The 13,501-nt window shown below is 50.8% G+C and carries 12 protein-coding genes; 10 read left to right on the top strand and 2 right to left on the bottom strand.

Going from position 1 to position 13,501, the window contains the following annotated elements:
* The first annotated feature begins 82 nt into the window (after positions 1-82).
* The 4 genes from Q8O77_RS17780 to Q8O77_RS17765 all read left to right on the top strand — a co-directional run bounded on the left by Q8O77_RS17780 (position 83) and on the right by Q8O77_RS17765 (position 5,093).
* A complete protein-coding gene (locus Q8O77_RS17780) occupies positions 83-415 on the top strand; it encodes a hypothetical protein (RefSeq protein WP_305556455.1) in 333 nt (110 codons plus the stop codon).
* A 134-nt stretch (positions 416-549) separates the two neighbouring features.
* Positions 550-1,041 (top strand): RNA polymerase sigma factor, encoded by a 492-nt coding sequence (locus Q8O77_RS17775; RefSeq protein WP_305556453.1) that lies wholly within the window; start codon positions 550-552, stop codon positions 1,039-1,041.
* Positions 1,042-1,059: 18 nt separating this feature from the next.
* The gene (locus Q8O77_RS17770) at positions 1,060-2,040 is read left to right on the top strand and encodes a FecR domain-containing protein (RefSeq protein ID WP_305556451.1); all 981 of its coding nucleotides are present in this window, start codon (positions 1,060-1,062) and stop codon (positions 2,038-2,040) included.
* 14 nt (positions 2,041-2,054) lie between these two features.
* Complete coding sequence (locus Q8O77_RS17765; protein ID WP_305556449.1) at positions 2,055-5,093, top strand: TonB-dependent receptor; 3,039 nt, start codon at positions 2,055-2,057, stop codon at positions 5,091-5,093.
* Between the two features lie 90 nt (positions 5,094-5,183).
* Here the strand turns inward: Q8O77_RS17765 and Q8O77_RS17760 are convergent, their stop codons facing one another.
* Entirely contained in the window at positions 5,184-5,444 is a 261-nt protein-coding gene (locus Q8O77_RS17760) for a DUF3297 family protein (protein WP_305556447.1), read from the bottom strand.
* A 217-nt stretch (positions 5,445-5,661) separates the two neighbouring features.
* On the opposite strand from Q8O77_RS17760, the gene Q8O77_RS17755 reads away from it, so the two are divergent.
* The 4 genes from Q8O77_RS17755 to Q8O77_RS17740 all read left to right on the top strand — a co-directional run bounded on the left by Q8O77_RS17755 (position 5,662) and on the right by Q8O77_RS17740 (position 11,394).
* A complete protein-coding gene (locus tag Q8O77_RS17755) occupies positions 5,662-6,228 on the top strand; it encodes a hypothetical protein (RefSeq protein WP_305556444.1) in 567 nt (188 codons plus the stop codon).
* Between the two features lie 57 nt (positions 6,229-6,285).
* The gene (locus Q8O77_RS17750) at positions 6,286-6,774 is read left to right on the top strand and encodes a hypothetical protein (RefSeq protein ID WP_305556441.1); all 489 of its coding nucleotides are present in this window, start codon (positions 6,286-6,288) and stop codon (positions 6,772-6,774) included.
* A 276-nt stretch (positions 6,775-7,050) separates the two neighbouring features.
* A complete protein-coding gene (locus tag Q8O77_RS17745) occupies positions 7,051-9,753 on the top strand; it encodes a TonB-dependent receptor (protein WP_305556438.1) in 2,703 nt (900 codons plus the stop codon).
* Positions 9,754-9,912: 159 nt separating this feature from the next.
* Positions 9,913-11,394, top strand: a complete 1,482-nt coding sequence (locus tag Q8O77_RS17740; protein WP_305556436.1) for a phosphoesterase — start codon at positions 9,913-9,915, stop codon at positions 11,392-11,394.
* 4 nt (positions 11,395-11,398) lie between these two features.
* Here Q8O77_RS17740 and Q8O77_RS17735 read toward each other — a convergent pair whose 3' ends face one another.
* Complete coding sequence (locus Q8O77_RS17735) at positions 11,399-11,944, bottom strand: NADPH-dependent FMN reductase (RefSeq protein ID WP_305556434.1); 546 nt, start codon at positions 11,942-11,944, stop codon at positions 11,399-11,401.
* Positions 11,945-12,114: 170 nt separating this feature from the next.
* On the opposite strand from Q8O77_RS17735, the gene Q8O77_RS17730 reads away from it, so the two are divergent.
* Both Q8O77_RS17730 and Q8O77_RS17725 read left to right on the top strand, forming a co-directional pair.
* The gene (locus Q8O77_RS17730; RefSeq protein ID WP_305556432.1) at positions 12,115-12,804 is read left to right on the top strand and encodes a pirin family protein; all 690 of its coding nucleotides are present in this window, start codon (positions 12,115-12,117) and stop codon (positions 12,802-12,804) included.
* A gap of 155 nt (positions 12,805-12,959) precedes the next feature.
* A complete protein-coding gene (locus Q8O77_RS17725) occupies positions 12,960-13,433 on the top strand; it encodes a copper resistance protein NlpE (RefSeq protein WP_305556429.1) in 474 nt (157 codons plus the stop codon).
* Positions 13,434-13,501 lie beyond the last annotated feature (68 nt).

Genomic DNA, 13,501 nt, shown 5'->3' with positions numbered 1-13,501 from the left:
TGCTGAAATATTGTACGGGCTATACGAGTCCGGCTACTTTGCTATACTGAGCAAGCTTTACACTAACACTTTGGAGAACAACATGAAATTTGCTGCATTGTTGCTAACGTTACTGCCTGTTTCGCTGCTGGCAGCGGATAATCAGGTAATACATTGCCAATCAGGCGAGGCGGTACGGGTAATCGAAGTCGCCTATCCGCAGGGTACCGAACTGCCGTGCGAAGTACAGTACACCAAAGACGGTGCAACCCAGGTGCTGTGGCGTGCCAGCGCAGAAGCCGGTTACTGTGAAGATAAAGCGGCACAGTTTGCCGAAAAGCAGCGTGGCTGGGGTTGGCAATGTGTTGCTACCGCCGGTAAAGCTCAAACCGATACAGACGATCAGCCTGAGACAGAAGATCAGCCGCAGAACTAAGCTGCCGTTAGCGTAACAGCTGCTGATGCCGGGCTAATACCGCATCCGGCTGTTTACGCCCCCGCATTTCCCTGTCAACACAGTGTCATATGTTTGCCTTATGCTTTTGGCTTAACCCTAAGCAACGAGGCATTATGTCTAGCCTGGAAAAGCCGGAGCACAAGCTGCACCATCTGCTGAAAAATGCTGCGCCGCTGGCCCGTTATCTGCAAAAGAACGCCAGCAGTGCCGATGCAGCTGATATTTTTCAGGAATCTATTGTCAGGGTACTGGAGCAGGCCAGGCAAAAACCTGTGCTTAACCCGCTGGCGTATGCCTTTACCGTAGCGCGGCATATGTTGCTGCGGCTAAAAGCGCTGCCGGCAGAACAGCCGGACGAGTTAGCCTGCCAAAGCGCCAATCCGGAAGAAATGGCCAGTATGCAGCAAACGGTGGAGCTGGTTAGCCAGACGCTGGCCGCTATGCCGGCGTTACGCCGTCAGGTGTTTGTGTTATACCGCATGGAAGGCAAAAGCCGCAGCAGCATAGCGGCCTTACTGCAAATCAGTGAAGAGGCCGTAGCTAAGCATGTCAGCAGGGCGCTGGCAGATATTCAGCGCCGGCTGGACCGGCAGCGGGCCGGGTAATTGAGTGGACAAAATACGTTGAGTACAGCAGAACAAGCAGAGCAGGATCTGTATATACAAGCCGCGGCCTGGGTGGAAAAACTCGCCGCCGGTGAGCTGGACAGCCTGAGCAAAAGGCGCTTCAGTCATTGGCTGGAGGCTGATCCCAGGCACTGCACGGTGCTGTCGTCGATGCTGCAAACCTGGCAAGACCCGGCATTAACTCAGGCGCTGGCGGCGTATCAGCCTCATCCGTTAAAACGCTGGCAGCTTTCACTGCCGCGTTGGCGTTTTGCCACTGCCGCAGTATCGTTAACCGCGGTGGCCTGCAGTGCCGTGTTGGCAGTAGCACTGTATCTGGGCAACAGCAGTATGTTTCAGCCGACGGCGGCCTACGAGTTGAAAACTGCCCGCGCCAGCACTATGCACAAGGCGCTGGATGATGGCTCTGTGGTCGATATCGCTGCCGCCAGCCAACTAACGGTATTATTCAGCGCCAATAAACGCCAGGTGGTACAGGGCCAGGGCGCGGCCTATTTTGCGGTGGCAAAAGATAAACAACGGCCGTTTGAAGTGCGGCTTGATCAAGCAACAGTAGTGGCGGTAGGCACCGAATTTAATATTGACCGCGACCCGGATCTGATAGATATCACCGTGTACGAAGGGGCGGTGCAGGTGCAGGCGAGCGCTACCGGGCCACGCCAGCTGCTTAAAGCCGGTGAGCGGGTGCGTATTGTACAAAACAGGTTATCGGCGGTAGAAAAAGTTGATTTACAGCAATTGGTTGATTGGCGCTCCGGCTGGATTGAAATTGAAAACGAACCTTTAGCCTATTTGCTGCACCGGTTAAACCGCTCGGCGGCGTTACCGGTGACTGCCAGTGCAGAAGTCGCGCAATTAAGAGTGGCCGGCCGTTTTGAGCTGGCCAATACGCAACAAACAGTACAGGCATTAAGTGACGCTTATAATTTAACGCTGCAGCAAGACAGCAGCGGTATCCGGCTTAGCCGGGCACCTTAACAGCGGTGCAGGTTGTGTTGTTACGACCTGAGCTTTGTATAGTGTGTTTACTGCTGGCAGTTTGCTGTAGCCGGGCTACGGCGCAGCAAGCTGACGCGCTGCCGCGTCAGTTTTACAGCTTGCCCAAACAGCCGCTGGCTGATGCTTTGTTGCAGTTTGCCCGTCAAGTTAATCAACCCATATTGTACGACCCGGCAAAGCTGGCTGGCCTGCAGGCACCTGCAGTGTACGGTGAATTTGTCGCTGACCGGGTATTAAGCCTGCTACTGGCACAGCAGCCGGTAGAGGCCATACCCCGTGCGAACGGCTGGCTGATTAAAGCTAAAGCGACGCCGGCAAAACCTGCGCTCACTGTAATTGAAGCGGCGCCCCCGGCTGGCGCACCCGCGATGGAAGTTATCGCCGTCCGGGCTAATGGTGGTGTACACCGCCACGCTGCGGCCAGCCTGTTACCTGCAGCAGAGCTGTTAAAACGCCGGGCGCTGATTGCGCAAGACTCACTGGTAGCAGAGGATATCAGCAACGTTGCTGCGCTGAATGTCGCCAACGCCTTATCGCGGGTGCCGGGTATTGCCATTACCCGCGAGTGGGGCGAAGGCCGGCAGATTTCGCTGCGCGGTTTAAGTGCCGATTTTACCCGGGTACAGATAAACGGTATGGAAACGCTGGGCACCTCATCGTCACCAATGGATGCGCGCGGCGCGCTGTCGCGTAGCCGTGCCTTTGACTTCAATATATTTGCCGCTGAGTTGTTTAACCAAATTGAGGTAAAAAAATCCTACTCTGCAGAGCAGGAAGAAGGCGGTATTGCCGGTACGGTAAATTTACGCACCGCCAAACCCTTTGATTATCGTACTGACAGGGCCGTTGTTTCTGCCAGTCTTGGCAGCAACAGCAATGCCAATAACAGCTTAAGCAGGGCCGATCCGCTTTTTTCTGCGCTGTTATCACAGCGCTGGTCTGAGTTTGGTGCACTGCTGTCACTCACCTACAGCAGCCGTGCCACTAATGAATATGGCAGCAATACCACGCGCTGGCGCCGGGAACGCGGTAAACAGGCCGCCGACCCCGGCGACAGCGCCTTACAAAGCCTGTTAGATTCCGGCGAGTTATGGTTTCCGCGCGGCCAGCGTTTATCGGTATGGGACAATCAGCAACAGCGCCTGGGTATAACAGCGGCGTTGCAGTATCAGCCCGCGCCGCAGTTCAATCTGCTGCTGGACCTGATGCACGGCAAGCTGCAAAACCAGCTGTCGGAGCATCACCATGCGGTAAAAGATAATAACCTGGTGCAGGATTTAATTTGGCGCGACAACAAGGCTGATGGCAGCGGCGATAAAGAAGTGCTGTATGCCCGCTATAAAAATGCCAGCTGGCGCAATGAAAACCGCACAGACTATAACGAGTCGGTGTTTAGCCAAATCAGCCTGAGTGCCGATTGGGCGCTTAGCCACAATTTGCAGCTGCGCGCCATGCTGGGCCACAGTTCATCCGACTACCGCCAGCCACTGCTAAGCAAATTAAATATTGAAGCAAAGCAACAAGCCGATATCGTCACCGATTTTACTCAGGATGCCTTTTATGGCCGCAGTTATTCTAACAACTTTGATGTGACGGCGTTGCCTGGCTATAGCGTAAGGGATCTGTTTTTTCAGTCTAACTTTACCTATTCCGACTTTGACAACGCCGGGCTGGATCTGGCTTATCAGCTTGCCGACAGCAGCAGCTTAACCTTAGGTTTGCAGCATAAAACCTTTAGTAATTCCGGCTTGCAGCAAGAGGCCAGCGGCTTTCCGCACAGCAATGCTACGCCGTTAAATCAGGGCATGGTTAGCCTGAAGGCCGATCAGGTGCAGTTGTATAGCGGCCACCCGGACCAAAGCTGGTTACAGGGCGATATTGCCGCCTTGCAGGCGTTTTATGGCCTGGACGGTTTTGCTTTAACCGAGGCCGATACCCTTGCCAGCTCAATGTACCGGCTAACCGAGCACACCAATGCCGGCTATCTGCAATATCAGCAACAATTCGCAGTAGCCGGTGCGCCGCTGCGGGCCAGCCTCGGTCTGCGCTATTTTCATACCCGGCTTACCAGCGCAGCACCCGGCCAGGCTGTGGCTAACGGCACGCCGGTCAGCTCCGCGCTGGCTAACGTAGTGCGCCACTATAGCGGTTACCTGCCGGCGCTGAATTTATCCTATGAGTTTACGGAGGATATGCTGTGGCGCTTTGGCCTGAGTAAAAATATTACCCGGCCGTCGTTAAGTGATTTAGCGCTGTTTACCAATGTTACCCAAACCTCGCTCGGCGAAACCGATATCGGCCAAATCAGCACCGGTAACCCGCAGCTAAAGCCGTTTAGCGCTAACAATCTCGATACCGCGCTGGAGTGGTATTTTGCCGATGCCGGGCTGTTTTCTGCGGCGCTGTTTTATAAAGATATTAACCACTTTATTGCCACAACCACCAGGCCGGTGGTGTTTAGCGAACTGGGTTTGCCTGCTGCGCTGTTACCGGAGGGTAAAACAGTGGATGATGTGTTTAATTTGTCCTCGCCGCAAAACGGCGGCCCCTCGTCAATTAAAGGTATTGAGCTGGCGCTGCAGCGTAAGCTGGATTTTCTGCCGGCGCCGTTTCATCAGTTTGGTATAAGCGCAAACTACACCCGGGCCGACGGTACTACGCTGTACCGTAATGTGCAAAACTCCGGCGCCGATCAGCGCAAAGCCTTTACCGGTTTATCCAGACACAGCTACAACCTGGCGCTGTACTACGACACCCCGCGCTGGGGCGCACGGCTAACCACGGCTTATCGTAGCCGTTATATCGCTGCGGTAGAAAGCGGCTCTATTGATGATGACGAGCGCGGTTATCACGCCAGCACTAATGTCGATTTCTCAGCGTTTTACCGTGTAAACGACTATCTAAAACTGAATATTGAAGCGCTTAACCTGACTAATCTGCGCGAAGAGTTGTATAGCGATTCCAGCGACAGAGCCTATAACAGCACTTATAGCGGCCGCACTTATATGCTGGGGGTTACGGCAGAGTTTTAGTGGCTAAGCAGGTGTTAGCAGAGTAAGCCGCTTGGCAGGGTGTTAAGCAAAGCGGCTATAAGGCTGTTGCGGCGGGTTTATCGCTGTGGCTTAACGATAAAACGCTTCAACAGTGCCTTTTAGTGTCATTAACAACGGCTGGCCACGGCGGTCCAACGCTTTAGGCGAAGCAGCTTTTACCCAACCTTCGCTGATGCAATATTCTTCCACATCAAAACGTTCTTTGCCGTTTAGTTTAATACCAATGTCATGCTCGAAAATTTCTGCCACATAATGCTTGCTGCGCGGGTTAACAGAAAGGCGATCCGGTAACTCCGGGCGGGCAGTGTCGTTTTTTACAGTGTCATTCATGGCTTAGGCCTATGCTAAATAAAATATGCGCCATTGTAGGCAAAGCCGGCATTGTGCTCAAGGCAAAACTACATGTACCTGTAAGGTATTGTCAGCCATAAAAAAACGGCGTAATGTTTTCTAATCCAAATTTTAAAAAGTGGGGCGACCTCTATTTAAGTTGGGGTGCCTGTCGAATAAGCGTTCGTTGACGGGGTTTGTCAAAATGGAGTTTGTCTTGAAAGTCGAATTTATTGTAAATAGTAATACAGAGATTTCTGATGAGTTAAAAGCATCGTCAGCCCTAGCCAAAGAAAATAAGTTTGACGAGGCAATTGAACTACTTAAATGTACGTTACGGAAAATTTTTTTATCTGACACGAGTTATCCCAGTAGTACATATGCCAAAATAATTCCCTACTTTCAAAAGGCAGGGCGCTATTCCGAAATTGAACCTTTTAGTGTTGAATATTTAGTTCCTGAAATTGAGTTGAAAGCTAAAAAATCTTTCTCCCATAAAAGTTCTGAAATGCAAAATGCCTTCGGTGCTATATATGTATCCGATATTTATAAAAAAATGGCGTTGTGTGCCAAAAGAGAAAATTTGGAATCTGATGAAGGTCGCTTTATGAATTTTTCTCAAGAATACAGAGTTAAATATTTAGAGTTATTAGAGTTGGGTGAAAAAACATCACTTCAACTTGAATACAACAATACACTTGAAATTTTTGGTTCAGATACCAAAAAGTGGCCCGATATTTTCAAAAGGAAATTCCAAGGTATCTTGCAAGCCTCTAATAAATAATTTCTCAAAAAATATGGGATGTGTAGGGTGCTGCCGAAGCTCAAGAAAGGAGTTTAGATGTCACATTTAAAGAGTTGGGCTAAAGACGGGCTAACAGTCCTTATTAACGATCACTCACCCTATATTGATGTTATAGCTAAGTACAATTATCGAGAATTCAAGCTGTTACTTGAGTATTCCCATGACTCTGCCTTTATTGAAGATATTCAGGGCAATAATTATGATTCTGGTCTCCAAGGTAAAGGAATCGGAAGCTTGCTTGTTAATACAGCGATTCAGGTTTTGAGAAAAAAATTACCAATAGATTCATTAATAAGTGGCCAAATGTCAGATGTGGGCGATCCGATAGAATCTGTCTTGTTAAAAAGGTGCCAGCAACATCGCTCTGCATTTTGGGCGTCATTTGGTTTTAATATTCAACCGGGGATGGCGGGACACGAGAAAATAAGAGCCTTGTTATCTGATCTTAAAGTTAAGGAAAACGGCTTAACTTTGGATAAGTTTCCGAGATTTATACCGTTAAGTGATTTTGTTGAGCAAGAATAGACTAACAAGTTACGTAATTTCACTTGGACGTTGCATCCACGTAAGTCCCCGTCTCTGGGATCAGGCATTGAATTTTGCTATTTGTGTTTTGCATTTGCCTTCACCCAGCTTATTTCAATCCCCATTTCTACGCTAAAAACCCGCTGTCAAAAAAGCTTAATATTTTTTTCTGTCCAAAAATCACTGGTTGTTGCTCTTTAGGGGGACTGCTGTGCAATTGCGCCGGCAGCTTTACTCCACCAATTAGCTTAACTAATCAGGATTAACGGACACATTATGAAGACGAATCTTTGCAAGAGCCATCTGGCGTTGGCTGTACTGGCTGCAATTCCGGCTTTATGCAGCAATCCTCTGCTGGCCCAATCTGCCCCGGCAGAAACGGTAGCAGAAACCGAAGTAATTGAAGTAAAGGGCTTTCGCAGCGCCATTATCAAAGCAAAAGACTTAAAACGCGAAGCGATGATAGCGCAGGATTCGATAGTGGCTGAAGACATTGCCGACTTCCCGGATTTAAACCTGGCCGACTCCCTGCAGCGGGTGCCCGGCGTAACCATTACCCGTGAAGGCGGCGAAGGCCGGCAGATTTCTTTGCGCGGCCTGGGCCCGGATTTTACCCGGGTGCAGGTAAACGGTATGGAAGCGCTGGGTACATCGTCATCGCCAATGGATGCGCGTGGCGGGGTGTCACGTAGCCGGGCCTTTGATTTTAATATTTTCGCCTCTGAGCTGTTTAACCAGATTGATGTGAAAAAATCTTACTCGGCCGATCAGGAAGAAGGCGGCATTGCCGGTACCGTAAACTTACGCACCGCCAAACCTTTTGACTATGACGGCGCTCAGGCCGCGGTATCTGCCCAGCTGGGTACCAACAGTAACACCGACAGTACCGATCCGCGGATTGCGGGGTTATTGTCAAACACCTGGTCGGACTTTGGTGCTCTGGTATCCGTTGCTTACAGCGACAGAGAAACGATGGAATATGGCACCAACACCACCCGCTGGCGGCGTGAAGGTGGCAAAACGGCCGCCGATGCCAGCAATACAGAATTACAAGCTGAACTGGATTCCGGGGAATTATGGTTCCCGCGCGGCCACCGTTATTCAATGTGGGAAAATGAGCAAAAGCGGCTGGGTGTTACAGCGGCGCTGCAATATAAACCCGGCCAGGATTTCAGCCTGGTGCTGGATTTGATGCATGGCAAGCTGGAAAACACCCTGTCTGAGCATCATCACGCGGTAAAAGATAACAGCGTGGTGAATGAATTAGTGTGGCGCGAAAATAACGGCGACAAGGAGGTGATTTACGCCGATTATGAAAACGCCACCTGGCGTAATGAAAACCGTCAGGACTATAACGAATCAGTATTTAACCAAATTAGCCTGACAGCCGACTGGACGCTGAGCGATACGCTGAAAATGCGCGCCATGCTGGGCCACAGCTCATCAGATTATGAGCAGCCGCGGGTAAATAAGCTGAATATTGAAGCGAAGAAAAAGGTCAATATTATTACCGACTTTACCCAAGATGCGTTCTACGGCCACAGCTATTCACCGGATTTTGATGTTACCGCTGTCGAAGGTTACACGGTAAAAGATTTGTACTTTCAGTCGAATTTTATCTACTCCGACTTTGATAACGCCAGGCTGGATTTTGACTACTACTTAACCGACAGCTCGGCGTTGAAATTTGGTGCCAACTATAAAAAGTTCAGCAACTCCGGCTTTCAGCGGGTAGCGCAAAACTTTCCGACTAACCCCGACACACCACAAAATCAGGGCGTATTTACGCTGACAGCAGAGCAGGCGCAGCTGTTTAGCGGCCATCCGGATAAAAGCTGGTTGCAGGGTGATATGGCGGCGTTGCAGGCATTTTACGGCCTGAGCAATTTTGCTTTAACCGACGAGTACACGGTAGAAAGCTCGGCCTATGATTTAACCGAAGAAACTCAGGCGGCTTATTTGCTGTATGACACTGAATATGATGTAGCCGGTGCGCCGCTGCGGTTGAACCTGGGCGTGCGTTATTTTAATACTGAGATCACCTCCGCAGGCTTATCGAAAGGCGTGCCCACGCAGTTGGTGCGCGATTATTCTGACTATCTGCCCAGCCTGAACATTGCCTATGAGTTTATCGATGATGTGATCTGGCGTACCGGTATCAGTAAAAATATGACGCGACCGTCGTTAGGCGCCATGGCATTTTCGGCCAATGTTAGCCAAACCTCGCTGGGCGAAAACGATATCGGCCAGGTTTCTGTCGGTAACCCGAACCTGCAACCTTTTGAATCAACCAACTTTGATACCGCGCTGGAGTGGTACTTTGAAGATGTTGGCCTGGCGTCGGTCGCGTTATTTTATAAAGATATCGACAACTTTATCGTTACTGAAACCCGGCAAATAGTCTATCGCGAGTTGGGCTTACCGGCTGCGCTGTTGCCGGTGGGTAAAACGGTAGACGATATTTTTAACGTGTCGTCACCGCAAAACTCAGACTCTTCTACCATCAAGGGTTTTGAGCTGGCGCTGCAGCGTGATCTCGACTTTTTGCCGGCGCCGTTTAATAACCTCGGTGTGATAGCAAACTACACCTGGGCCGACGCTAATACCTTGTATCGCAACGTAGAAAACTCAGGTGAAGATCAGTTTAAAGCCTTCCCGGGGTTATCAAAACAGAGCTACAACCTGACGCTGTATTACGAAACAGCAAGCTGGGGTGCCCGGATTGCTGCGGCTTATCGCAGTGATTACATCACCGGAGTAGAAAGCGGCTCTATTGACGATGACGAGCGTGGCTACCATGCCACGACTAACGTCGATTTCTCCGCCTTTTATCGTTTAACTGACAACATAAAGCTAAACCTGGAAGCGATAAACCTGACCAATGTGCGCGATGAGTTGTATAGCGATTCCAGTAACAGAGCGTACAACACCACTTACAGTGGACGTACTTATATGGCTGGCGTAACAGTACAGTTCTGATCATACCCTCGTACTTGAAGCTGCAGCTTTGTTGGCTGCGTACTCTCGCCCCGGTCACATAGGTTAACTATGCTCCCGGGGCCTCAAGCACTTGCCGCCTCGCTGCAGCACCAATTACTTTGGGTATAGGTACACTGTTTTAATAGGGCGTATTGATCGATGAATTTTGTAGTGAATAAAAAGCAGTTGGGCTTAGCTGCTATTGTGACCTTGCTGGTCACAGCTTGCCAGCAAGTGCAAACAGACCTGAATACAAAGCAAAGCAAAAGCTGGCTGGCCGGTGATCACCATGTGCACAGCCATTACAGCGTAAAGTGGGATAGCTCGGTATTTCCGCCGGCGCCGATTATTGGCGGCGATGCCAAATATTCTATTTCGTTGAATGCGCAAATGGCGGCGCACTATGGCTTAAGCTGGATGGTAATAACAGACCACGGCGGGCCGAACCGTGCCAAATTAGCGCTGCAGCAGGCCTATCCGGAGCTGCTGGCGTCGCGCAAAGCTTTACCGGATATTCTGCAATTTTACGGCATGGAGTTTGACGTGCCGGGTAACAGCCCGGGTGGCCGCCATGCCAGTTTTATTATGCCGTACAGTGCTACCGAAGCGCAGCAGCTGTACCAGATAGAACACCGTTACAATGGCCGCCAGGGTGTACCGCCCGGGCCGGAAAAGGCCGAAGATGCTTTTATGCTGTTGGCGCTTAAAGCGATGGATGCGCTGCCGGATAAACCCTTACTGCTGGCAAATCATCCTTCGCGTTTAGCCACGGGTTTTCGTCAGTATCATAAAATTACCCCGCAACAATTGCGTGACTGGCAAGATACGGCACCCGATGTGGTGATTGGTATGACCGGCGCTGAAGGCCATCAGGCCGCCACATTAAACCCGGATGGCAGTATCGATGCCAATGCTACTCGTGCTGAGTACCCGCATTACCCGACACTGGGCGGTTATGATCAGATGACAGCACGCTTAGGCGGTGTCTGGGACAGCCTGCTTAGCGAAGGCCGGCGCTGGTGGGTAACCGGGGTGTCAGACAGCCATGGCCATTACACTGACGGCTGGGCCGATTTCTGGCCGGGGCAGTATGCCAAAACCTATGTTTATGCTGAAAAAGACTACGACAGTATTTTTGCCGCACTCAAAGCCGGCAATATGTTTGTCAGCACCGGCGATTTAATTGACGCCCTCTATGTTGACGTGGTGGTAAAAAATACCGATAAAAAGGCCACCTTAGGTGAGACTCTGCTTGTGTCGGCTGAAGATGAGTTAGTACTGCGTGTACGATTCAGCGATCCTGAGGGACCTAATGGCGGCGGTTTTATGCCGCAGGTGCAGCGGGTAGATGTGATACAGGGGGTAATCAGCGGGCCGGTGCAACACCGCAGTAGCGATGAAGCGCCCGATACCAAAGTGGCAAAACGTTTTTATGTCGGCGACTGGCAAACTAAACAGGGTTACCGCACGTTTGAGCTGGCGCTGGGTAAAGTCAGCCAAAGCGGTTACCTGCGCCTGCGCGGCAGTAATAACAAAGATGAGCTGGAACCCGAAGCCGATGCCGAAGGTGAGAACCCCTGGCATGACTTATGGTTTTACAGTAATCCGGTATTTATTCAGCTGCAACCGGCGCAAGGGTGATGCTTTAACGCGCCAGTTGCTGCTGCCATTTGGCCAGTGCATCCAGCTGTTTACGCACCAGGCCCTGGATTTTCTCGTCAATTAAATTGCCGTCGCTGTCGAAACTGCCGGTAAAGGCATTGGCGAATACTTCCGGTTGGTTTAGCGGGTGCAGGTTTAAAAACACGCATACCTGACGCAGGTGGTACTGGGCACGGCTGGTGCCCATGCCGCCACCGGCACCCATAATGGCTACCGGCTTGCCGGTTAGCAGGTGGTTGTCGGGTTCACGCGAGGCCCAGTCCAGCGCGTTTTTCAGCGCCGGTGCCAGTGAGTAGTTATATTCCGGACAGCCGAGCAACAGCGCATCAGCTTCGGCCATCTGCTTCAGCAATTGCTGCACTGCAGCCGGCTTTTCCGCCAGATCAGCATTATAAAATGGTACTTCCATTAAATCTGCCAGATGAATTTTCATGCCATCCGGCGCATGGGCCTGGGCATAGCGCACCAGACCGCGGTTGGTAGATTTTGCCCGTAAACTGCCACAAATGGCCAGTACATTAATACTCATTGTTTGCTCCATACGTTGCTTAAAAAAGACTGTGTCAGTGTAGCTTAGGTGGCTGGGTTTAACCCGGGTTCAAATTATTTGAACATTGAGCGCAAATTATTCCGCTTTTTCCGCTGTAACTGCGCCGTTATGCTGTCTGCGTAATATGAACTTAATTCAGGAGAAGCCAGATGTTTGATATCAGATATGCAGCAGATCGCGGTAAAGCCGATTTTGGTTGGTTACAAAGCCGCCACACCTTTTCCTTTGCCAGCTACTACGACCCCGCGCAAATGGGGTTTTCAGCCCTGCGGGTAATTAATGACGACAGAGTAGCGCCGGGCGCGGGTTTTGATACCCATGGCCATAAAGATATGGAAATTTTAAGCCTGGTACTGAGCGGCAGCATTGCGCACAAAGACTCGGCCGGTAATACCGAAGTGCTGCCTGCCGGAGAGTTTCAGTTAATGAGCGCCGGCCGCGGTATTTATCACAGCGAGTTTAATGCCAGCGAACAGGATGAGCTGACGTTTTTGCAAATTTGGCTGCAGCCAAACCAACAAGGCGGCGAGCCCGGCTATCAGCAAAAAGACTTTGGCCAGCGCGACGGCTTAACGCTGATCTTGTCTCCGGATGGCCGTGACGGCAGTTTAACGCTGCGCCAGGACGCCTTGCTGTATCAGTTAATTCTGCCAACGGCAGAGCAGCTGAACTTCAGCACACAGAAAGGTCGTAAGTTGTATATTCACCTGATTAGCGGCGAGCTGGACGTGGCAGGTAACAAGCTGCAGCCCGGTGATGGTATTAAAATCATCGACGAAACGGCGTTGCAGCTTAGTGCCACAGCGGCGGTTAAAGCGTTGGTCTTCGATTTACCCTAAGTGCTGCTCTGTAGCCTTAACGTCATTCAGCCGGCATAAAGTGAAGGCGCAGCAGTATGGTTCTCAACTATGGTAAACAACTATGCTAAACAGCTATCGCCGCGTTGCAGTTGCTGCAGCGCCGGCGATACAGATTGCGCTAAGGAGACAGGACAATGAATAGCCGTGTAACTGTGATAACGATTACCGCCTTACTGTTGTTGGCCGGCTGTGACAACAATACGCCGGGTAAAGTGCCAACGAATAAGCCGGCGGCTGATGCCGTTACAGCCACTGCCGCCGGGCCGGCGCTGGCGGACAGCGAACATAATGCCCGCAGCAGTCTGGATTGGGCCGGCTCTTACGAGGGTATGTTGCCCTGTGCCGATTGTGAAGGCATCAGCACTACAGTGGTGTTAAATGCTGATGGCAGTTATCAGTTAAACCAGGTATATATTGGTAAGTCGGCACAGGAATTTAACAGCAATGGTAAGTTTAACTGGAATGAGGCCGGCAATACGGTACTGCTGGAAGCTGAACAGCCGGTACAGTTTTTTGTTGGAGAGAATCAATTGTTTATGTTGGACCAACAAGGCAAACGCATAGAGGGTGAGTTAGCAGCGCGCTATAGTCTGCAAAAACAACCTTAAATTGCGATTACCGGCACAAGCTGGCTTTTTTTGCGGCTTGTGCCAGGGTTTTACCATGGGTAACAGGA

Source organism: Rheinheimera sp., from assembly GCF_030690345.1.
Classification (GTDB): Bacteria; Pseudomonadota; Gammaproteobacteria; order Enterobacterales; family Alteromonadaceae; genus Alishewanella.
This window is presented reverse-complemented; position numbering and strand designations above follow the sequence as displayed.

Coding starts and splice junctions, on each gene's coding strand:
- Q8O77_RS17725 (WP_305556429.1), top strand. CDS start 12,960: ATGAATAGCCGTGTAACTGTGATAACGATTACCGCCTTACTGTTGTTG.
- Q8O77_RS17775 (WP_305556453.1), top strand. CDS start 550: ATGTCTAGCCTGGAAAAGCCGGAGCACAAGCTGCACCATCTGCTGAAA.
- Q8O77_RS17750 (WP_305556441.1), top strand. CDS start 6,286: ATGTCACATTTAAAGAGTTGGGCTAAAGACGGGCTAACAGTCCTTATT.
- Q8O77_RS17745 (WP_305556438.1), top strand. CDS start 7,051: ATGAAGACGAATCTTTGCAAGAGCCATCTGGCGTTGGCTGTACTGGCT.
- Q8O77_RS17735 (WP_305556434.1), bottom strand. CDS start 11,944: ATGAGTATTAATGTACTGGCCATTTGTGGCAGTTTACGGGCAAAATCT.
- Q8O77_RS17780 (WP_305556455.1), top strand. CDS start 83: ATGAAATTTGCTGCATTGTTGCTAACGTTACTGCCTGTTTCGCTGCTG.
- Q8O77_RS17760 (WP_305556447.1), bottom strand. CDS start 5,444: ATGAATGACACTGTAAAAAACGACACTGCCCGCCCGGAGTTACCGGAT.
- Q8O77_RS17740 (WP_305556436.1), top strand. CDS start 9,913: ATGAATTTTGTAGTGAATAAAAAGCAGTTGGGCTTAGCTGCTATTGTG.
- Q8O77_RS17730 (WP_305556432.1), top strand. CDS start 12,115: ATGTTTGATATCAGATATGCAGCAGATCGCGGTAAAGCCGATTTTGGT.